The organism is Stutzerimonas sp. CXK-1 (genome assembly GCF_057738225.1).
This window is the reverse complement of the sequence record NZ_CM173217.1, coordinates 2653315-2672593: the sequence shown is the minus strand read 5'-3', so window position 1 is coordinate 2672593 and position 19279 is coordinate 2653315. Positions and strand designations below refer to the sequence as shown.

Here is a 19279-nt window from a genome sequence, read left to right as displayed (position 1 = left end):
ATCGGCCCGGTCGCCGACCGGGTTGTTGGTGCTGAACGATTTCGTTCGACCTGAATGCGCCCGTCCCGTAAGGTATGGCGCAAAAAACGGAACAGCCTCCCGGCCGCCTGGCCGTCGACGCATGACGGATGCCTATGAACCCGAATTTTCTGGATTTCGAACAGCCGATTGCCGACCTGCAAGCCAAGATCGAAGAGCTGCGCCTGGTAGGCAATGACAATGACCTGAATATCGGCGACGAGATTGCCCGCTTGCAGGAAAAGAGCGAGTCGCTCACTGCAAGCATCTTCGGCAACCTCAGCAGCTGGCAGATCGCCCGCCTGGCCCGCCACCCGCAGCGCCCCTACACGCTGGACTACATCAGCCACCTGTTCACTGAATTTGAAGAGCTGCATGGCGATCGTCATTTCTCCGACGACGCAGCGATCGTCGGTGGGACCGCACGCCTGAATGGCCAGCCGGTCATGGTAATCGGCCACCAGAAGGGCCGCGAGGTGCGCGAGAAGGTCCGCCGCAACTTCGGCATGCCGCGCCCGGAGGGCTATCGCAAGGCCTGCCGCCTGATGGAAATGGCCGAGCGCTTCAAGATGCCGATCCTCACCTTCATCGATACGCCTGGTGCCTACCCCGGCATCGATGCCGAGGAGCGCAACCAGAGCGAAGCCATCGCCTGGAACCTGCGCGTGATGGCGCGCCTGAAGACGCCGATCATCGCCACGGTGATCGGTGAGGGTGGATCGGGCGGTGCGCTGGCCATCGGTGTCTGCGATCAGCTGAATATGCTGCAGTATTCGACCTATGCAGTGATTTCTCCGGAAGGCTGCGCCTCGATCCTCTGGCGCACCGCCGAGAAGGCGCCGGAAGCCGCCGAGGCCATGGGCGTCACCGCCGAGCGCCTGAAGGACTTGGGCATCGTTGACAAGGTGATCAACGAGCCGCTGGGCGGCGCGCACCGCAATCCGGCGGCGATGGCCGAGTCCGTGCGCGAGGAACTGACTCGTCAGCTGGACATGCTCAAGTCGCTGGATACCGACAAGCTGCTCGCGCGTCGCTACGAGCGGCTGATGAGCTACGGCGTCTGAGCCGGCTCAGGTGATCCAGCTGCGGTATGACAGGGTGCCTTCCGGCACCCTGTTTCGTTTTCGGCGGATAGCACTTGGCGGGGCGGCTCGGTCTTGTCGGGAGGCGGGGCATGTCGCTTGAGCGGGAATTGCTGAGCGCACTGGCGCCGTGGCGTGACGCGCCGCGCTGGTTCGTCGCCTTTTCCGGCGGGCTGGATTCCAGCGTGCTGTTGCACCTGCTGAGCCGTCTGCGCCAGACGCAGGATCTGCCGCCCCTGGTCGCGGTGCATGTCGATCATGGTTTACAGGCTGCCGCGGGTGACTGGGTCAGGCATTGCCGTTCCCGTTGTGGCGAGTTGGTGGTGCCGCTCGAGGTCAGGCGGGTCGAGGTCGAGTCGGGAGCCAGTCTCGAGCGCGCGGCACGGCAGGCCCGCTACGCCGCCTTTGAAGCGTTGCTCGAGCCGGAAGATGTGCTGCTCTGCGCCCATCATCGCGACGACCAGGCGGAAACCTTGCTGTTTCGATTGTTGCGTGGTTCCGGGGTGCGCGGCCTGGGGGCGATGGCGCCGGCGCGTCGACTTGGGCGTGGCTGGTTGGTCAGGCCCTGGCTGAGCGTGTCCCGAGAAGTGCTGGAAGGTTATGCGCAGCAGTTCGGCTTGACCTGGGTGGAAGACCCGAGCAACCGTCAGGTGAATTTTGCGCGCAACTATCTGCGCCATGAAGTGTTCCCGGTTCTAGAGCGGCGCTGGCCGCAGGCCAAGCGCGTGATCGGACGTGCCGCGGCCCATCTTGCGGAGGCCGATGCCTTGCTCGGTGAGCTGGCCGAGGACGATCTGCGCAATGCGGCCGGGCAGGGGCTGCCTGGGTGGCTGCCCTTGCCTAGTCTCGACCTCGCGGCATTGGGCCGTCTCAGTCCGGCGCGCCAGCGCAACGCGCTGCGCCATTGGCTGAGAGCCTGGACGCTGCTACCCGACAGCGAGCACTGGGCGGGTTGGCGAAACTTGCTCGATGCGAGCGAGGATGCCTGCCCCATCTGGCGTCTGACGGGCGGTGAACTGCGCCGGGCCAATGGCCGCGTCTGGTGGCTTTCTGGCCAATGGTTGGCGCCTTTGCCAGCCGAAGCCTTGGCGATTCGAGCGCCGGAAACGCCATTGCCGAACAATGGTGAGCTGACCCTAACCATCGGCGGCAAGGCACCGTCCGGCGTTGAACTCGGGGCGCTCACCCTGCGTTATCGCCAGGGCGGAGAGCTTATGCACGCGGGCTCGCGGGGCAGGCGCGACCTGAAGCGCCTGCTCAACGAGGCGGATGTTCCCTGGTTCGTCCGCCAGCGGCTGCCGCTCGTTTATCGCGATGGCGAGCTGCTCGCCGTTGCCAATCTGCCCGGGCTCTGCCCGCCGGGATGGGAGGTGCGTTGGCAGCCCCCAGCGGTGACGGCGGTTTGAGCTGATTGGGGGTTTCGGGTAGACTACGCTCCCGTCTTAATACAGCTTCTGCGGCCTTCCTCGAAAGCCGTGGTGGTTACGCTATTGCCGCCTTGCGGCCAATGGCATCTTCGCTTCCCCCGGCGGCGCCGGCCGCTTAACGCAGACTTCTAGGGTTCTTATGACGCGCTACATCTTCGTCACGGGTGGTGTTGTTTCTTCATTGGGGAAAGGCATCGCCTCGGCTTCATTGGCGGCCATCCTGGAGGCGCGGGGCCTGAAGGTCACGATGCTGAAGCTGGACCCTTACATCAACGTCGATCCGGGCACCATGAGCCCGTTCCAGCACGGCGAAGTGTTCGTCACCCACGACGGCGCCGAGACCGACCTCGACCTGGGCCACTACGAGCGGTTCATCCGCACCCGCATGACCCAGAACAACAACTTCACCACCGGTCGCGTCTATGAGGACGTGCTGCGTCGCGAGCGTCGCGGCGACTACCTGGGTGCGACCATTCAGGTCATCCCGCACATCACCGACGAGATCAAGCGCCGCATCATCAAGGGCGCCGGCGATGCCGACGTGGCCCTGGTGGAAGTCGGCGGTACTGTCGGCGATATCGAATCGCAACCCTTTCTCGAGGCGATCCGCCAGTTGCGCGTGGAAGTCGGTGCCAAGCGTGCGATGCTGATGCACCTGACGCTGGTGCCCTACATCGCCACTGCCGGCGAGACCAAGACCAAGCCGACCCAGCATTCGGTCAAGGAGCTGCGCTCCATCGGCCTGCAGCCGGACGTGCTGGTCTGCCGTTCCGATCATCCGATCGATGTCTCCTCGCGGCGCAAGATCGCCCTGTTCACCAACGTCGAAGAGCGTGCGGTGATCAGCCTGCCGGACGCCGACACCATTTACCGGATCCCCGGCATTCTGCATGCACAGGGACTGGATGATTACGTCGTCGAGCGCTTCGACCTCAAGTGCGGTGGAGCGGACCTCTCCGAGTGGGATCGTGTGGTCGATGCCAAGCTGCATCCGGAGAAGGAAGTCACCATCGCCATGGTCGGCAAGTACATGGAACTTCTGGATGCCTACAAGTCTCTGATCGAGGCCATGAGCCACGCTGGCATCCAGAGCCGCACGAAAGTGAACCTGCGCTACATCGACTCCGAAGACATCGAAAACCAGGGCACCAGCCTGCTCGAAGGTGTCGACGCAATCCTCGTTCCCGGTGGTTTCGGGCTGCGCGGCGTCGAGGGCAAGATCGCCACGGTGAAATACGCTCGCGAGAACAACATTCCCTATCTGGGTATCTGCCTGGGCATGCAGGTCGCGGTCATCGAATACGCCCGCGATGTGCTCGGCTGGAGCGATGCCAATTCGACCGAGTTCGACAAGGACAGCGGTCATCCGGTAGTGGGCCTGATCACCGAGTGGGCCGATGCCTCCGGTAACACCGAAGTGCGCACCGAAGCCTCGGACCTGGGCGGCACCATGCGTCTGGGGGCACAGGAATGCACGCTCGAGCCTGGTTCGAAGGTATTCGAATGCTACGGGCAGGAGCGCATCATCGAGCGCCATCGCCATCGCTACGAAGTGAACAACAATCTGCTGCCGCAACTGCAGGCGGCTGGCTTGAAGATCACTGGCCGTTCCGGCGACGGCGCATTGGTCGAAGTGGTCGAGGCGCCGGAGCATCCCTGGTTCGTTGCCTGTCAGTTCCACCCCGAATTCACGTCCACCCCGCGTGACGGACATCCGCTGTTCAGCGGCTTCGTCAATGCAGCGCTGGAATACAAGGCGAAGAAGGCATGAGCCAGAAGACCATTCGCGTAGGCAACATCGAGATCGCCAACGACAAGCCGTTCGTGCTGTTCGGCGGCATCAATGTCCTCGAATCGCGGGATCTGGCCATGCAGGCCTGTGAAGAATATGTGCGGGTGACCGAGAAGCTCGGCATTCCCTACGTGTTCAAGGCGAGCTTCGACAAGGCCAACCGCTCCTCGATCACCTCCTTCCGCGGCCCGGGCCTGGAAGAGGGCATGAAAATCTTCGAGGAAGTGAAGAAGACCTTTGGCGTGCCGGTCATCACCGACGTACACGAGCCATGGCAGGCCCAGCCGGTCGCCGATGTATGTGACATCATCCAGCTGCCGGCCTTCCTCTCGCGGCAGACCGACCTGGTGGTGGCCATGGCCAAGACCGGTGCGGTGATCAACATCAAGAAGGCGCAGTTCCTCGCGCCGCAGGAGATGAAGCACATCCTGAAGAAGTGCGAGGAGGCCGGTAACGACCAGCTGATCCTCTGCGAACGTGGCTCGTCCTTCGGCTACAACAACCTGGTCGTCGACATGCTTGGCTTCGGCATCATGAAGCAGTTCGAGTACCCGGTGTTCTTCGACGTCACCCATGCGCTGCAGATGCCGGGCGGTCGCGCCGATTCGGCTGGCGGTCGTCGTGCCCAGGTCACCGACCTGGCCAAGGCCGGTCTTTCCCAGGGCTTGGCCGGACTCTTCCTCGAGGCGCATCCGAACCCCGACCAGGCCAAGTGCGACGGCCCCTGTGCCCTACGCCTGGACAAGCTCGAGCCCTTCCTCACCCAGCTCAAGCAGCTGGATGACCTGATCAAGAATTTCCCGCCAATCGAAACTGCTTGAAGCCTTGCAGCTATCTACGGAGTGTTAATAACAATGGCAAAGATCGTCGATATCAAGGGACGTGAGGTGCTCGATTCCCGCGGCAACCCGACAGTGGAAGCCGACGTGATCCTGGACAACGGCATTGTTGGCAGTGCTTGTGCACCGTCCGGCGCCTCCACGGGTTCGCGCGAGGCGCTTGAGCTGCGCGACGGCGACAAGAGTCGTTACCTGGGCAAGGGCGTGCTGAACGCCGTAGCCAACGTCAACGGTCCGATCCGTGACCTGCTGCTGGGCAAGGACCCGGTCGACCAGAAGGCGCTGGACCAGGCGATGATCGAGCTGGACGGTACCGAGAACAAGGCCAAGCTGGGCGCCAATGCCATCCTCGCCGTGTCCCTGGCAGCCGCCAAGGCAGCTGCACAGGCCAAGGGCGTACCGCTGTATGCGCACATCGCCGACCTGAATGGCACCCCCGGCCAGTATTCGATGCCGGTGCCGATGATGAACATCATCAATGGCGGCGAGCACGCCGACAACAATGTCGACATCCAGGAGTTCATGGTCCAGCCGGTCGGCGCCAAGACGTTCGCCGACGCGCTGCGCATGGGCGCCGAGATCTTCCACCACCTGAAGGCCGTGCTCAAGGCTCGTGGCCTGAATACCGCAGTGGGCGACGAGGGCGGCTTTGCGCCGAACCTGGCCTCCAACGAGGATGCGCTGGGCGCCATCGCCGAGGCGGTCGAGAAGGCTGGCTACAAGCTGGGCAGCGACGTGACCCTGGCCCTGGACTGCGCTTCCAGCGAGTTCTACAAGGACGGCAAGTACGACCTGGCCGGTGAAGGCAAGGTGTTCGACGCCGAAGGCTTCGCCGATTACCTTGCCGGCCTGACCCAGCGCTACCCGATCATCTCCATCGAAGACGGCATGGACGAGTCCGACTGGGCAGGCTGGAAGGCGCTGACCGACAAGATCGGCGAGAAGGTTCAGCTGGTCGGTGACGATCTGTTCGTGACCAACACCAAGATCCTCAAGGAAGGCATCGACAAGGGCATCGCCAACTCGATCCTGATCAAGTTCAACCAGATCGGCTCGCTGACCGAGACCCTCGAAGCCATCCAGATGGCCAAGGCGGCGGGTTACACGGCAGTGATCTCGCACCGTTCCGGCGAGACCGAAGACAGCACCATCGCCGACCTGGCGGTGGGTACTGCCGCTGGTCAGATCAAGACCGGTTCGCTGTGCCGCTCCGACCGCGTGTCGAAGTACAACCAGCTGCTGCGCATCGAAGAGCAGCTGGCCGGCAAGGCGCCGTACAACGGCCGCGCCGAATTCCGCGGCTGATCGGAAGATCGGGAAAAGGGCGGCGTAAGTCGCCCTTTTTTGTTTCAATCGTTGCGGCGACAATGGCGAGACTTGCCGCTCCCGTAGTGCATCCTTCTTTTTCGAACCGCGACCGATACCGTTCATGCCTTCATTGCGTAGCCCATACTGGCTGTTCGTCGTGCTGATCCTGCTGCTGGGCGGTCTGCAGTACCGCTTGTGGGTGGGCGAAGGGAGCCTGGCGCAGATCAGCAGCCTCAACAAGCAGATCGAGGAGCAGCAAGGCGAGAACAAGCGCCTGCTCGAGCGCAATCGCATCCTCGAGGCCGAGGTGATGGAGCTCAAACAGGGCATGGAAACGGTCGAGGAGCGTGCCCGCCATGAGCTGGGCATGGTCAAGGAAGGCGAAACCCTCTACCAGCTCACCGAATGAACAACCGACCGACCTCTTTCTGGGTGGTGATTCCTGCTGCCGGCATTGGCAGTCGCATGGCTGCTGACCGCCCCAAGCAATACCTGCAGCTTGGTGATCGCACGATTCTTGAACATACCCTTGGCTGTTTTCTGGGCCGTACCGGCGTTCGTGGTGTGGTGGTCGCCCTTGCACCGGACGATCCCTGGTGGCCGATGCTGGGCTGCGCGGCTGACCCGCGGATCAGTCGCGCAGCAGGCGGGAGAGAACGTGCCGACTCGGTAATGGCCGGTCTCGAGCGGCTGAAAGACCTCGGTGCCCTCGATGGGGACTGGGTATTGGTGCACGATGCGGCACGCCCCAATCTTGCGGATGAAGACCTGCAGCGGTTACTCGACCAGCTCGGCGAGGATCCGGTCGGCGGCCTGCTGGCCGTTCCGGCGAAGGACACGCTCAAGCGCGTCGCGGCCGACGGTCGCGTTGAGCAGACGGTCGACCGCCGCCCGATCTGGCTGGCCTATACCCCGCAGATGTTTCGCCTGGGCTTGTTGCGCCAGGCTCTGACCGGGGCGGCCCAGGCGGGTGCGGAAATCACGGACGAGGCCTCGGCGATCGAGTGGCTCGGCCATCGTCCGCGGGTGGTGGAGGGGCGCGCGGACAACATCAAGGTCACCCGTCCGGATGACCTCCAGTGGTTGCAGTTGCAGTGGGGTTCGCGCTGAGGTGACAGGCGTGCCCCGCAGTCCGGCCTGAGCCGGTCCGCGGGGCTGGGTTCTGACCTAGAACCGATACAGCGCCGCCGCTCCGCTCTGCGTGGGCATGCGCTCGGCCGGCACCGCGATGACTTCACCGCCCTGTTCCAGCGTCCAGACGGTCAGTTCGTCGAGCAGATCGGGTGTCGAGGCGTCGGCCTCTTCGGCAGGCAGGGCCTTGGCCTCATCCTTGTCGACCTGGCCCGGAATGCGACGGTCCGCCTCGACCAGCAGCGTAGCGACGCGCCCCTCACGGGTCGCGCGACCGATTTCCTCGATGGCCTCGCTGGCCAGTCCCTGACCGAGCGATTCCCCGAAGCGATCGATGAAGCCTTCCAGGCGCTTGATGTAGCGCGGCTGCATCACCAACCAGCTCTTCTCGCGCAGCTCGTTCTGGCTAAGCAGGGACGGATCGTTGTCGATGCCCTCGGCGAGCAGGTGGGGGTTATGGCTGAGCTTGCGGAAATGCGCCTGGTGATCCGGCAGCGCCGCCAGTATCAGCGGCAGGCCCGAACGCTTGGAGTGATGTTCGAGGATGGCCCGGTCCACTTCGCGGAAGAAACGCTCACGGTCACGGTCCATCTCGGCTTGACGCCCGGCACCACCGGCCTCCACCTGCATCGGGTCGCCCCGCTCACCGGCGCGGCTGTAGCCCTGCGGGAAACCGCTCTGGCCCTTTTCGGTCAACTCGCGGCCCAGCGCCTGCTCGAGCGTGGCGGGGACGCCGTCGGCCAGTCGAACCTGATCGATGCCGTCCCGGTTACCCTCGTAGAGCCGTACCGAATCCATCGTCAGCGCCAGAATCTGGTAACGGTCGGCGGACTGGGCGATACGCAGTAGTGGCTTGACGTGCATGCGCTCGTTCGCCACGGCCAGTTCGGCGACCCGACGCTGCAGGCGAAAGATCTTGAAATAGCCCGGTGCGGCGAAGATGGCCAGGCCGTCGCGGCTGTTATTCCAGAAATCGGCGTCGTCGATCAGCGCTCGGAAAGGCGCGAGCAGCGTCTCGGGCTGGTCGCAGTGCTGCTGTTTCAGGGCGTCCTCCAACTGACGTACCAGTTGTTTGAAACGAATGGGGTCCTGCTCTCGCTCGGGAAAACTCCTGTGGGTCGGCTGATACAGCGACAGACATGGACGCTGGCGCACCGCCAGCAGCTCCTTCAAGGTGTCTCGGTTCAGATCGCTTGGCATGGGGTACCTCGCAACAGGGGCCGGTGAAAGGGTGGGGTCAGCGGCTTAGCTTGCCGGTGAGGTGGTCGAGCGCGTGCAGCATCTTCTCCGCTGCGCCGTCGATGGCCAGGTCCAGCGACTCGGCCTTGTGCGTTACCGATAGCGGTTCGTGGTGCTTGAGACGGGCCTCGATCTGGCAGCGCTTGTCCTGCGGGCCGCTCTTGCTGCCGTTCTCGTCGTTGAGGTGAACCTCCAGACGCGTCAGGTATTCGTCGAATCGCTCCAGCTCGTCTTCCAGGGTGGCGCGGACGCGGTCCTCCAGGCCCTGGGACATTTCGATGCTGTGATTGCTGTTTACCTGGATGAGCATGGAATTCTCCTGATGGCATGGCTTGGCAAAAACCAGACGCCGACGCTCTGGCTTTCCAGTTACGACGGGGCCAGCAGGGCAGGGTTCCAACGCCCGTCCGGACGCCGGACAGACGACCGAACAGGCGAAACGGCGCTCAGCGACGGGCGTATTCCGGCGCGGCGGCCAGTCCCGATTTCAATGCGTCGATCAGGCCACCGACCTTCGCGGACAGCAGCCGGCGCTGCGGATAAACGGCCCAGACGGCGGTGTCCGGCGGCTGGTGCGCCGAAAGCAGCGCAACCAGTTCGCCTCGGCGTAGCGGTTCCTGAACGTAGTAATCAGGCAGTTGGCAGATGCCGAAGCCGCGCAGCGCTGCATCGAGCACGGCATGGCCACTGTTGCAGCGCCAGTTGCCCGAAGGCTTGAAATGCTGCTCGCGGCCGTCGACCTGCAGCATCCAGGTGTCGCTGGTGCCGATCAGGCAGTTGTGCCGTGCCAGCTCGGAGAGCGTGTGCGGGCGGCCGTAACGTTCCAGATACGCCGGTGCGGCACACAGATACATGACGCGAGGTGCGATTCGTGTTGCGACCAGCCGCGATTCGCCCAGCCGACCTAGGCGGATCGCGAGATCGAAGCCTTCCTGGACCAGGTCGAGCGTGCGATTGGACAGCTCGATCTCCACCCGCAGCTGCGGATGACGCGCCATGAAGTCGTTCACCAGTGGCACGATGAACCGCTCTCCATAGGCGACGGCAGCGGTCATGCGCAGCAGGCCGCTGGGCACGCTGTTCTGATCGCTGACGGCGCTGAAGGCATCGTCGCGTTCCTCGATCAGGCGCTGGCAACGGGCGAAGAAGTGATGACCGGCATCGGTCAGTGAAACGCGACGGGTGGTGCGATACAGCAGGCGCGTCTGCAGGCGTTCCTCCAGGCGTGCGACCTGGCGGCTGACATGCGACGACGACACGCGCAGCTTCTGCGCGGCGGCCATGAAGCTGCCCTGTTCGGCAACGGCAACGAACTCGTCCAGACCTTCCCAGCGGCTCATGCGGCCCTCGATTATTGCTTTGCAGCACTAATGTTTTGAGAAAAACGAGATTATCCCTGCTTGAAGAGAAATTACACTCACCCGACTGCAACCCATCGAGAGTGAGCCATGACCATCAAGTCCCGTGCTGCCGTCGCCTTTGCCCCTAACGAGCCGCTGAAGATCGTCGAGGTGGACGTCGAGCCGCCCAAGGCAGGTGAAGTGCTGGTGCGTATCGTCGCCAGCGGCGTTTGTCATACCGATGCCTACACGCTGTCCGGCCAGGACAGCGAAGGCGTGTTTCCCTGCATTCTCGGCCACGAGGGTGGCGGCATCGTCGAGGCCGTGGGCGAGGGCGTGACCTCGGTGAAGGTCGGCGATCATGTGATTCCGCTGTACACGGCTGAATGTCGAGAGTGCAAATTCTGCAAGTCGGGCAAGACCAACCTGTGCAGCTCGGTGCGTGCGACCCAGGGCAAGGGCCTGATGCCGGATGGAAGCACGCGCTTTTCCTACAACGGCCAGCCGGTTTACCACTACATGGGCTGCTCGACCTTCTCCGAATACACCGTGCTGCCGGAAGTATCCGTAGCGGTGATTCCCAAGGAAGCGCCGCTGGAGAAGGTCTGCCTGCTCGGCTGCGGCGTGACCACCGGAATCGGTGCGGTGCTCAACACCGCCAAGGTCGAAGAGGGCTCCACCGTCGCGATCTTCGGTCTGGGTGGCATCGGCCTGGCGGCCATCATCGGCGCCAAGATGGCCAAGGCCAGCCGCATCATCGCCATCGATATCAATCCGGAGAAGTTCGCTGTAGCGCGCGAGCTGGGCGCCACCGATTTCGTCAATCCCAAGGACCATGCGCGACCGATCCAGGAGGTCATCGTCGAAATGACCGATGGCGGCGTGGATTACAGCTTCGAGTGTGTCGGCAATGTGCAGCTGATGCGCGCCGCACTGGAGTGCTGCCACAAGGGCTGGGGCGAGTCGACCATCATCGGCGTGGCCCCTGCTGGCGCCGAGATCAGCACGCGGCCGTTCCAGTTGGTCACCGGCCGGGTCTGGCGCGGCAGCGCGTTCGGCGGCGTCAAGGGGCGCACGGAACTGCCCGGCTACGTCGAGAAATCGCAGAAGGGTGAAATTCCGCTGGATACGTTTATCACCCACACCATGGGGCTGGACGACATCAACAAGGCCTTCGATCTGATGCACGAAGGCAAGAGCATTCGTACCGTCATCCACTTCTGAGCCAGCTCGGTGAGCTGCACGGGCGCTCACCGGCTTCTTGCGCACCCTGGATACCGGTGCGCAAGGCGCATTCTACGGAGGTTCGCATGGCCCTTGAGATCGTTTCCAGCAACAAGAGCTTTGGTGGCTGGCACAAGCGCTACCGACACCGCTCCAGCAGCCTGGGATGCGACATGGTGTTTGCCGTATACCTGCCGCCGCAGGCTGAGCAGGGAGAGAAGCTGCCGGTACTCTACTGGCTCTCCGGCCTGACCTGTACCGATGAGAACTTCATGCAGAAGGCGGGCGCCCAGCGACTGGCGGCCGAACTCGGTCTGGTCATCGTGGCGCCGGATACCAGCCCGCGCGGCGACGGCGTGCCGGATGACCCGGACGGTGCCTGGGATTTCGGCTTGGGCGCGGGGTTCTATCTGAACGCCACCGAGGAGCCCTGGGCACAGCATTACCGGATGTACGACTACGTGGTGGACGAGCTGCCGGCGTTGATCGAGGCCAACTTTCCGGTATCCGACCGGCGTGGTATCAGCGGACATTCCATGGGCGGGCATGGCGCGCTCGTCTGCGCCCTGAAGAACCCCGGGCGTTATCGCTCACTATCGGCTTTTGCGCCCATCAGCAATCCGATGGCCTGTCCCTGGGGCGAAAAGGCATTCTCCCGCTATCTGGGGCCGGATCGTTCCCGCTGGCGCGCATGGGACGCCTGCGCGTTGCTCGTCGAGGCGAAGGAGCGCCTGCCGCTACTGGTCGATCAGGGCGACCGTGACGACTTCATGCACGGCCAGCTAAAGCCCGACGCGCTCCAGGCAGCCGCCGACGCGGCCGGCCATCCGCTACGGTTGCGCATCCAGCCGGGCTATGACCATAGCTACTACTTCATCGCCAGCTTCATCGATGACCACCTGCGCCACCACGCCGAGGCGCTGAAGGCGTAGGGGAGAGCGGCCCAGCCTGATGCACGGATCTGCCCCGGCGCAGCGCTTTTGCCACCGGGTTTGCATGCTGCGCTGGCGGCGTGGAAAACGCCGGGCGGTTTTCCATCCGGCGGAGGCGTTTGCTTTGCAGGCGCGTAGGGTGGATGACGGCGCAGCCTCATCCACGCGTATGCTCCGGTTCGGTTCGGTTCGGTTCGGTTCGGTTCGGTGCTGGTGCTGGTACTGGTGCTGCGGCGTTTGCGTGGTGCTGCGGCGTGGAAAACGCTGGCGGTTTTCCACCCTACGGAAGCGGTGCCTTACAGGGCGCGAAGGGTGAGTGACGGCGCAGCCTCATCCACGCGTCTGTTCCGGTCCGGTGCCGGTGCTGCGGCGTTTGCGTGGTGCTACGGCGTGGAAAACGCTGGCGGTTTCCCACCCTACGGAAGCGGTGCTTTGCAGGGCGCGTAGGGTGGATGACGGCGCAGCCTCATCCACGCGTCTGTTCCGGTAGGTGCCGGGCCAACCGGGCTTCGCGGCGATGCGACGACCCGGCGGCGCTATTGAATCGAACGCACAAAAAAGGCCCGGCCGGTTTCCCGGACGGGCCTTTCCGTCGCAAGGAGCTAGAGCGACGGGTAATCGGTATAGCCTTCGGCGCCCTTGGCATAGAAGAGCTCGGGCCGCGGCTCGTTGAGCGGCGCATCCCGGCGCAGGCGTTCGACCAGATCCGGGTTGGCGATGTAGGGAATACCAAAGGCCACGGCGTCGGCCTTGCCTTCCGCGAGCCAGGTGCCGGCCTGCTCCTTGGTAAAGCGCTCGTTGGCGATGTAGACACCCCCGAACAGTTGCTTGAGCTGCGGGCCAAGGCTGTCTTCGCCGGCCTTCTCGCGGGTGCAGATAAAGGCGACGCCGCGTTTGCCCAGTTCGCGGGCAACGTAGCCAAAGGTTTCGGCGCGGTTGGAATCACCCATGTCGTGGGAATCGGCACGCGGCGCCAGATGTACGCCGACGCGTCCGGCGCCCCAGACCGAGATCGCGGCGTCGGTCACCTCCAGCATCAGGCGTGCGCGGTTTTCCAACGAGCCACCGTACTGGTCGGTGCGCTGGTTGGTGCTGTCCTGCAGGAACTGGTCGAGCAGGTAGCCATTGGCGCCATGGATCTCCACGCCGTCGAAACCGGCTTCCTTGGCATTTTCCGCGCCTTTGCGGTAGGCCTCGATGATCCCCGGGATCTCGGCTGTCTCCAGCGCGCGCGGGGTCTCGTAGTCCTTCATCGGACGGACCAGGCTGACATGCCCGGCAGGCTTGATGGCGCTCGGCGCGACCGGCAGCTGGCCGTCCAGGTAGATCGGGTCGGAGATGCGCCCGACGTGCCATAGCTGCAGGACGATCTTGCCGCCCTTGGCATGTACGGCTTCGGTGATCTTCTTCCAGCCCTGAACCTGCTCGGCCGACCAGATGCCGGGGGTGTCCGGGTAGCCGACGCCCATGGGCGTGACCGATGTGGCTTCACTGATGATCAGCCCGGCATCCGCGCGCTGGCTGTAGTACTCCACCATCAGGTCGCCCGGTACACGTCCCGGTTCGGCACGGCAGCGCGTCAGCGGCGCCATGATGATGCGGTTGGACAGTTCCAGGTCGCCGATCTTGATCGGGTCGAAGAGTGTGGGCATCAGAGTGCTCCTTGAACGTGGATGATTCATCGGTTGAAGCGCGGCTCAATCACAGGGATTGCCGCAGTTGCGTGAGAAAGCGCTCGATGGCCGCATCGTTGCGCCTGAAGAAGTGCCATTGCCCCACCTTGCGACTGCTGACCAACCCGGCACGCTGGAGCGTGGCCAGGTGCGCCGAGACAGTGGACTGCGACAGGCCGGCACGCTTGTCGATCTGGCCGGCACAGACACCCAGGTCCAGCGGGTACTGTTGCTCGGGGAAATACCGCTCGGGCTCTCGCAACCAGCACAGGATTTCGCGGCGCAACGGGTGGGCCAGGGCCTTGATGGCATCGTCCAGGGTAGGTTGCATGGCGCTGCTCGTTGCATATCGGGATGTGGCGAACTCTATATCGTCAAAAGGCGATATGGGATCGATTCGGTCGATAGTGCTCATCGCCGTGGTCGATCCTGGGCGCCGGAATCACCACAGCCCTGCGCTCCTGTAGAATCGCCACTTTCAATTTCTCGAAAGGGTTGTGCGCATGCGTATCGGCCATGGTTACGACGTCCACCGCTTCGGCGAGGGCGACTTCATCACGCTCGGTGGCGTGCGGATTCCTCACAGATTCGGCCTGCTGGCGCATTCCGATGGCGATGTACTGCTGCATGCCCTGGCCGATGCGCTGCTCGGTGCCGCGGCACTGGGCGACATCGGCAAGCATTTCCCGGACACCGATCCGCGCTTCAAGGGCGCCGACAGTCGCGTGCTGCTGCGCCACGTGCTCGAACAGGTCCGGTCCAAGGGCTGGAAGGTGGGCAATGTCGACGCCACCATCGTCGCCCAGGCGCCCAAGATGGCGCCGCATATCGAGACGATGCGTGCATTGATTGCCGAGGACCTGCAGGTCGACCTGGATCAGGTCAACATCAAGGCCACCACGACCGAGAAGCTCGGCTTCACCGGGCGGGAGGAGGGCATTGCCGTGCATGCGGTCGCTCTGCTGGTCGCGGCATGACCGAAGAGCAGCTGCTTGGACCACATGCGCACGGTGAGCCCTGCGGTCGCGCGTTGCTGAAGGCCGTGGCCGAAGACTTCCAGGTCGATGAGGTGCTGGACATTCCGCTATCCGGCGAAGGCGAGCACCTCTGGCTGTGGGTCGAAAAGCGTCAGCTGAATACCGAGGAGGCGGCACGACGTATCGCCAGAGCCGCAGGTGTCCCGCTACGTCAGGTCAGTTATGCCGGCCTCAAGGATCGTCAGGCGCTGACCCGCCAGTGGTTCAGCCTGCACCTGCCGGGCCGTCCTGACCCGGACTTGAAACGGGCCGAGGACGAGAGCCTGCGGGTGCTCCGATCGGTACGCCATCAGCGCAAGCTGCAACGCGGTGCGCACTCGGCGAACGGCTTCACGCTGCGCCTGACCGAACTCGACGCTGACCGTGCGCTGCTCGAGGCAAGGTTGCGCCAGCTCCAGGTGCAGGGTGTGCCGAATTACTTCGGCCTGCAGCGTTTCGGTCACCAGGGCAACAACGTGCAGGGTGCCCGCGACTTCGCCGGCAGGGGCGAGCTACCGGAGCAGCGCAACCTGCGCTCGCGGTTGCTCTCGGCCGGGCGCAGCTATCTGTTCAACCGCGTGCTGGCCGAGCGTGTCGCCGACGGTACCTGGAACCAGGCGCTGGTCGGGGACCTGCTGGCCTTCACTGACAGTCGCAGCTTTTTCGCGGCTGGTGAGGACGAGTGTCAGGATCCTCGCCTGGCGATTCTCGACCTGCATCCCACGGGGCCACTCTGGGGCGCGGGCGACGCGCCGACGACCGGCCGCGTCCAGGCGCTCGAGCAGCGGGTGGCGGCAACTCAGCCGGCCATCGCCAAGTGGCTTGCGGATGCTGGAATGAAGCATGAACGGCGGGTGCTGCGCCTCCCCATTGGCAACTTGTCGTGGCATTATCCCGAGCCTGACATTCTGCAACTGGAATTCGTCCTGCCGACCGGGTGCTTCGCCACAGCCGTGGTGCGTGAACTGGTCAGCCTGGCAGGGCAGACGGAAATCTGATGCGTATTCTGATCGCCAACGACGACGGGGTGTATGCACCTGGGCTCGCCGCGCTCTATGACGCGCTGGCCGACTATGCCGAGTGCCGAGTAGTCGCCCCCATCCAGGACATGAGCGGTGCCAGCAGTGCGCTGACACTCGACCGGCCACTGCACCCGGTGACCATGCCCAACGGCTTCATCGGGCTGAACGGCTCGCCGACCGATTGCGTCCATCTGGGGCTCAACGGTCTGCTGGAAGAGACGCCCGACATGGTGGTCTCCGGGATCAACCTCGGTGCCAATCTGGGCGACGACGTGCTCTATTCAGGGACCGTCGCGGCGGCGATCGAGGGGCGCTTCACCGGTCGTCCGGCCTTTGCCTTCTCGCTCGTTTCGCGCTCTCCGGACAACCTGGCAACCGCGGCGCATATCGCCCGTGTGCTGGTGGAGAAGCACGAGCAGCTCGAACTGCCTCCGCGCACCGTGCTGAGCGTCAACGTGCCGAACCTGCCGCTGGACCATATCCGTGGTATCCGCCTGACCCGTCTCGGGCATCGAAGCCGTGCCAAGCCGCCGGTGCGCCAGGCCAATCCTCGAGGCAAGGAGGGATACTGGATTTCCGTCGCGGGCGACGTCGAGGATGGCGGCCCGGGCACTGACTTCCACGCCATCATGCAGGGCTACGTTTCGATCACGCCGTTGCAGCTGGATCGTACCTTCCATGAGGCCTTCCAGGGGCTGGATCGCTGGATGGAGGACATCTTGTGAACCACCGCGTACCGACCGATCTGCTGCATGGCACCGGGATGACGTCGCAGCGTACGCGCGATCGCCTGATCCAGCGCCTGTACGAGGAAGGCCTGTCCAATCCGCACGTGCTCGAGGTGATCAGGCGTACGCCACGCCACCTGTTCGTCGACGAAGCGCTGGCGCATCGTGCCTACGAGGATACGGCGCTGCCCATCGGCCACAACCAGACGATCTCGCAGCCCTTCATGGTAGCCAGGATGAGCGAGCTGCTGCTGGCTGACGGCCCTCTGGACAAGGTGCTGGAGATCGGTACCGGCTCCGGCTACCAGACTGCCGTGCTGGCGCAGTTGGTCGAGCGGGTGTTCTCCGTCGAACGAATCCAGGCGCTGCAGGAGCGAGCCAAGGAGCGTCTCGGCGAACTCAAGTTGCGCAATGTGGTCTTTCGCTGGGGCGATGGCTGGGAAGGCTGGCCGGCACTGGCACCTTACAACGGCATCATCGTCACCGCAGCGGCAGCCGATGTGCCGCAGGCCCTGCTCGATCAACTGGCTCCCGGAGGGCGGCTGGTGATTCCGGTCGGGGCCGGCGACGTTCAGCAACTGATGCTGATCATCCGAGAGGAAAACGGATTCTCCCGTCAATTGTTGGATACCGTTCGCTTCGTGCCGCTGCTCAATGGACCTGTGATCTGATCATCAGCGGAAGGAAGCATGAAAAACGCTTTGTTGTTGTACGCCAAGGGCATGGCCATGGGCGCGGCCGACGTTGTGCCTGGCGTTTCGGGCGGTACGGTCGCGTTCATTACGGGGATCTATGACGAGCTGCTGCGCTCGATCGCATCGCTTCCCTCCGCGGTAGGTCCGCTGTTGCGCGGGCGTGTTGCCGAGGCCTGGGCGCGCGCCAATGCATCCTTTCTGCTCGTTCTGTTCGCCGGCATTCTCACCAGCGTCTTCACGCTCGCCAAGGTGATCACCTACCTGCTGGAGCGACACCCGATCCCGGTCTGGTCTTTTTTCTTCGGTCTGATTCTCGTGTCGGTCTATCTGGTCGGGCGCGAGATCAAGCAGCGCAACCTGCCGCTGCTGCTGGCTTTCGCCGCCGGCATCGTTTTCGCGTTCTGGATTACCGTGGCCGCGCCGGTGCAATGGGGCAGCGACATGCTCAGCCTGTTTCTGGCGGGCGCGATCGCCATCTGCGCGATGATCCTGCCGGGTATTTCCGGCAGCTTCATACTGGTGCTGCTGGGCCTTTATCCGGTGGTGCTCGGTGCGGTGAAAAGCCTCGATGTCGCCGTGCTGGCGGTGTTCGCGTTGGGTTGCCTGGTGGGCCTGCTGAGCTTTGCCAGGCTGCTGAGCTGGACGCTGCGTCGCTGGCGTGACCTCACGCTCGGTTTTCTGACCGGCCTGATGCTCGGTTCGCTGAACAAGGTCTGGCCGTGGAAGCAGACCCTGACCTGGCGTCTCGATTCGCATGGGCAAAAGACCCCGCTGCTGGAGCAGAACCTGCTGCCGGGCGCCTTTGGCGATCTGACCGGGCAAGACCCGCAATTGCTGCTGGCGGTCGGCCTGGCAATCGCTGGTATCCTGCTGGTTCTCAGCCTGGAGTGGGTTGCCGGCCGACGCCAGCCCGCCACCCAAGGCGCCTGAACACCGATTACATCCCTAGGGAGCGAGCATTGAGGCTCATGGGCTATCGGCGGTGGTTTCGCCTCTTTTCGTCGTACGCGCTGTATCCGGTGGCATGTGCCGCCATCTTTCTCGCCGGGTGTGCCTCGTCGCCGCCAGGCGGTGTGCAGGTGGTCGATCGAAACAGCCGGCCGCCAGTGACCAGCGGCGCCTACACGGTTCGGCGCGGCGACACGCTTTCGTCTATCGCAGGCCGGCATGGCTGGGACTGGCGCAGCCTGGCGCGGCTGAACGGGATTTCTGCGCCCTATGTGATTCATCCGGGGCAACGCATCCGCTTCTCTGGCGCAGGTTCGACGACCGCGGCACGGCCGGCTGCGCCGTCCCCTGGACAGCGCCCGGCGCAGCCGGCGCCTCGGCCGAGCACGCCTGTGGTGGTTGCCAATCCGATACCTCGGCCGCCGGCGATCAGCAAGGAGCCAGTGGCGTCCGCCCCCGTCAAGGTGACGCCTGTAACCCGTTCGGCAAGCGGCTGGGCATGGCCCTCGAATGGTCAGGTAATAGGCCGTTTTTCCTCAAACGGCAGTTTGAATAAAGGCATTGATATCGCCGGTGAATTAGGACAGCCTGTTCTCGCTGCTTCTGATGGGACTGTGGTGTACGCCGGTAGTGGTTTGAGGGGTTACGGCGAACTTGTAATCATCAAGCACAGCGATACCTATGTAAGCGCCTACGGTCATAACCGCAGGCTGCTGGTACGGGAGGGCCAACGAGTCAAGGCTGGGCAGAGCATTGCCGAGATGGGATCTACAGGTACCGACCGGGTGAAGCTGCACTTCGAGATTCGTCGCCAGGGTAAGCCCGTCGACCCACTGCAATACCTGCCAAAGCGTTGACTCCAAGC

Annotated in this window: 19 protein-coding genes and 1 pseudogene; 15 read left to right on the top strand and 5 right to left on the bottom strand. The window is 63.9% G+C overall.

The genetic code is table 11. The features are described from left to right. The first annotated feature begins 134 nt into the window (after window positions 1–134). From AC0KXH_RS12550 to ispD, 7 genes are all read left to right on the top strand, one after another. Window positions 135–1082: an acetyl-CoA carboxylase carboxyltransferase subunit alpha gene (locus AC0KXH_RS12550; protein WP_043221035.1), complete on the top strand. Its 948-nt coding sequence runs from the start codon at window positions 135–137 to the stop codon at window positions 1080–1082. 110 nt (window positions 1083–1192) lie between these two features. Next, complete coding sequence (tilS, locus tag AC0KXH_RS12545) at window positions 1193–2506, top strand: tRNA lysidine(34) synthetase TilS (RefSeq protein WP_488224609.1); 1314 nt, start codon at window positions 1193–1195, stop codon at window positions 2504–2506. A 160-nt stretch (window positions 2507–2666) separates the two neighbouring features. Further along, window positions 2667–4298, top strand: coding sequence for a CTP synthase (pyrG, locus tag AC0KXH_RS12540; protein WP_041104499.1), 1632 nt, complete (start codon window positions 2667–2669; stop codon window positions 4296–4298). Next, window positions 4295–5140 (top strand): 3-deoxy-8-phosphooctulonate synthase, encoded by an 846-nt coding sequence (gene kdsA, locus AC0KXH_RS12535; RefSeq protein WP_200291638.1) that lies wholly within the window; start codon window positions 4295–4297, stop codon window positions 5138–5140. The genes pyrG and kdsA overlap by 4 nt, the downstream gene beginning before the upstream one ends. A gap of 33 nt (window positions 5141–5173) precedes the next feature. Then, entirely contained in the window at window positions 5174–6463 is a 1290-nt protein-coding gene (gene eno / locus AC0KXH_RS12530) for a phosphopyruvate hydratase (protein WP_041104501.1), read from the top strand. A gap of 133 nt (window positions 6464–6596) precedes the next feature. Next, the gene (gene ftsB / locus AC0KXH_RS12525) at window positions 6597–6875 is read left to right on the top strand and encodes a cell division protein FtsB (RefSeq protein WP_041104612.1); all 279 of its coding nucleotides are present in this window, start codon (window positions 6597–6599) and stop codon (window positions 6873–6875) included. Beyond that, window positions 6872–7576, top strand: a complete 705-nt coding sequence (gene ispD, locus AC0KXH_RS12520) for a 2-C-methyl-D-erythritol 4-phosphate cytidylyltransferase (RefSeq protein ID WP_200291641.1) — start codon at window positions 6872–6874, stop codon at window positions 7574–7576. Before ftsB ends, ispD begins: the two co-directional genes overlap by 4 nt. Window positions 7577–7633: 57 nt before the next feature. Here ispD and AC0KXH_RS12515 read toward each other — a convergent pair whose 3' ends face one another. The 3 genes and pseudogenes from AC0KXH_RS12515 to AC0KXH_RS12505 form a co-directional block, all read right to left on the bottom strand. Next, window positions 7634–8797 (bottom strand): baeRF3 domain-containing protein, encoded by a 1164-nt coding sequence (locus AC0KXH_RS12515; RefSeq protein WP_061337157.1) that lies wholly within the window; start codon window positions 8795–8797, stop codon window positions 7634–7636. A 46-nt stretch (window positions 8798–8843) separates the two neighbouring features. Beyond that, window positions 8844–9146: pseudogene (locus AC0KXH_RS12510) on the bottom strand (HPF/RaiA family ribosome-associated protein); the annotation flags it as partial. Window positions 9147–9282: 136 nt separating this feature from the next. Further along, window positions 9283–10176, bottom strand: a complete 894-nt coding sequence (locus AC0KXH_RS12505) for a LysR substrate-binding domain-containing protein (RefSeq protein WP_165563081.1) — start codon at window positions 10174–10176, stop codon at window positions 9283–9285. Between the two features lie 108 nt (window positions 10177–10284). Between AC0KXH_RS12505 and AC0KXH_RS12500 the strand changes: the two genes are divergently transcribed. Next, a complete protein-coding gene (locus tag AC0KXH_RS12500; RefSeq protein ID WP_041104511.1) occupies window positions 10285–11400 on the top strand; it encodes an S-(hydroxymethyl)glutathione dehydrogenase/class III alcohol dehydrogenase in 1116 nt (371 codons plus the stop codon). A gap of 86 nt (window positions 11401–11486) precedes the next feature. Further along, window positions 11487–12332, top strand: a complete 846-nt coding sequence (gene fghA / locus AC0KXH_RS12495) for an S-formylglutathione hydrolase (RefSeq protein WP_488223496.1) — start codon at window positions 11487–11489, stop codon at window positions 12330–12332. A gap of 602 nt (window positions 12333–12934) precedes the next feature. Here fghA and AC0KXH_RS12490 read toward each other — a convergent pair. Next, the gene (locus tag AC0KXH_RS12490; RefSeq protein WP_041104516.1) at window positions 12935–13984 is read right to left on the bottom strand and encodes an alkene reductase; all 1050 of its coding nucleotides are present in this window, start codon (window positions 13982–13984) and stop codon (window positions 12935–12937) included. Between the two features lie 49 nt (window positions 13985–14033). After that, window positions 14034–14336, bottom strand: a complete 303-nt coding sequence (locus AC0KXH_RS12485) for an ArsR/SmtB family transcription factor (RefSeq protein ID WP_041104518.1) — start codon at window positions 14334–14336, stop codon at window positions 14034–14036. A gap of 172 nt (window positions 14337–14508) precedes the next feature. On the opposite strand from AC0KXH_RS12485, the gene ispF reads away from it, so the two are divergent. The 6 genes from ispF to AC0KXH_RS12455 are packed head-to-tail and all read left to right on the top strand — an operon-like array spanning window position 14509 to window position 19271. After that, window positions 14509–14982 carry a 2-C-methyl-D-erythritol 2,4-cyclodiphosphate synthase gene (ispF, locus tag AC0KXH_RS12480; protein ID WP_488223495.1) on the top strand — a complete coding sequence of 158 codons (474 nt, stop codon included), beginning with the start codon at window positions 14509–14511 and terminating at the stop codon, window positions 14980–14982. Then, a complete protein-coding gene (gene truD, locus AC0KXH_RS12475) occupies window positions 14979–16019 on the top strand; it encodes a tRNA pseudouridine(13) synthase TruD (protein ID WP_488223494.1) in 1041 nt (346 codons plus the stop codon). The genes ispF and truD overlap by 4 nt, the downstream gene beginning before the upstream one ends. Then, entirely contained in the window at window positions 16019–16768 is a 750-nt protein-coding gene (gene surE, locus AC0KXH_RS12470) for a 5'/3'-nucleotidase SurE (RefSeq protein ID WP_041104524.1), read from the top strand. Before truD ends, surE begins: the two co-directional genes overlap by 1 nt. A 38-nt stretch (window positions 16769–16806) precedes the next feature. Next, window positions 16807–17442: a protein-L-isoaspartate(D-aspartate) O-methyltransferase gene (locus AC0KXH_RS12465; protein WP_041104615.1), complete on the top strand. Its 636-nt coding sequence runs from the start codon at window positions 16807–16809 to the stop codon at window positions 17440–17442. 18 nt (window positions 17443–17460) lie between these two features. Next, window positions 17461–18396 carry a polyprenyl-phosphate transporter gene (locus AC0KXH_RS12460; RefSeq protein ID WP_043221019.1) on the top strand — a complete coding sequence of 312 codons (936 nt, stop codon included), beginning with the start codon at window positions 17461–17463 and terminating at the stop codon, window positions 18394–18396. A gap of 11 nt (window positions 18397–18407) precedes the next feature. Continuing rightward, window positions 18408–19271 carry a peptidoglycan DD-metalloendopeptidase family protein gene (locus AC0KXH_RS12455; protein WP_488224608.1) on the top strand — a complete coding sequence of 288 codons (864 nt, stop codon included), beginning with the start codon at window positions 18408–18410 and terminating at the stop codon, window positions 19269–19271. Window positions 19272–19279: the final 8 nt, after the last annotated feature.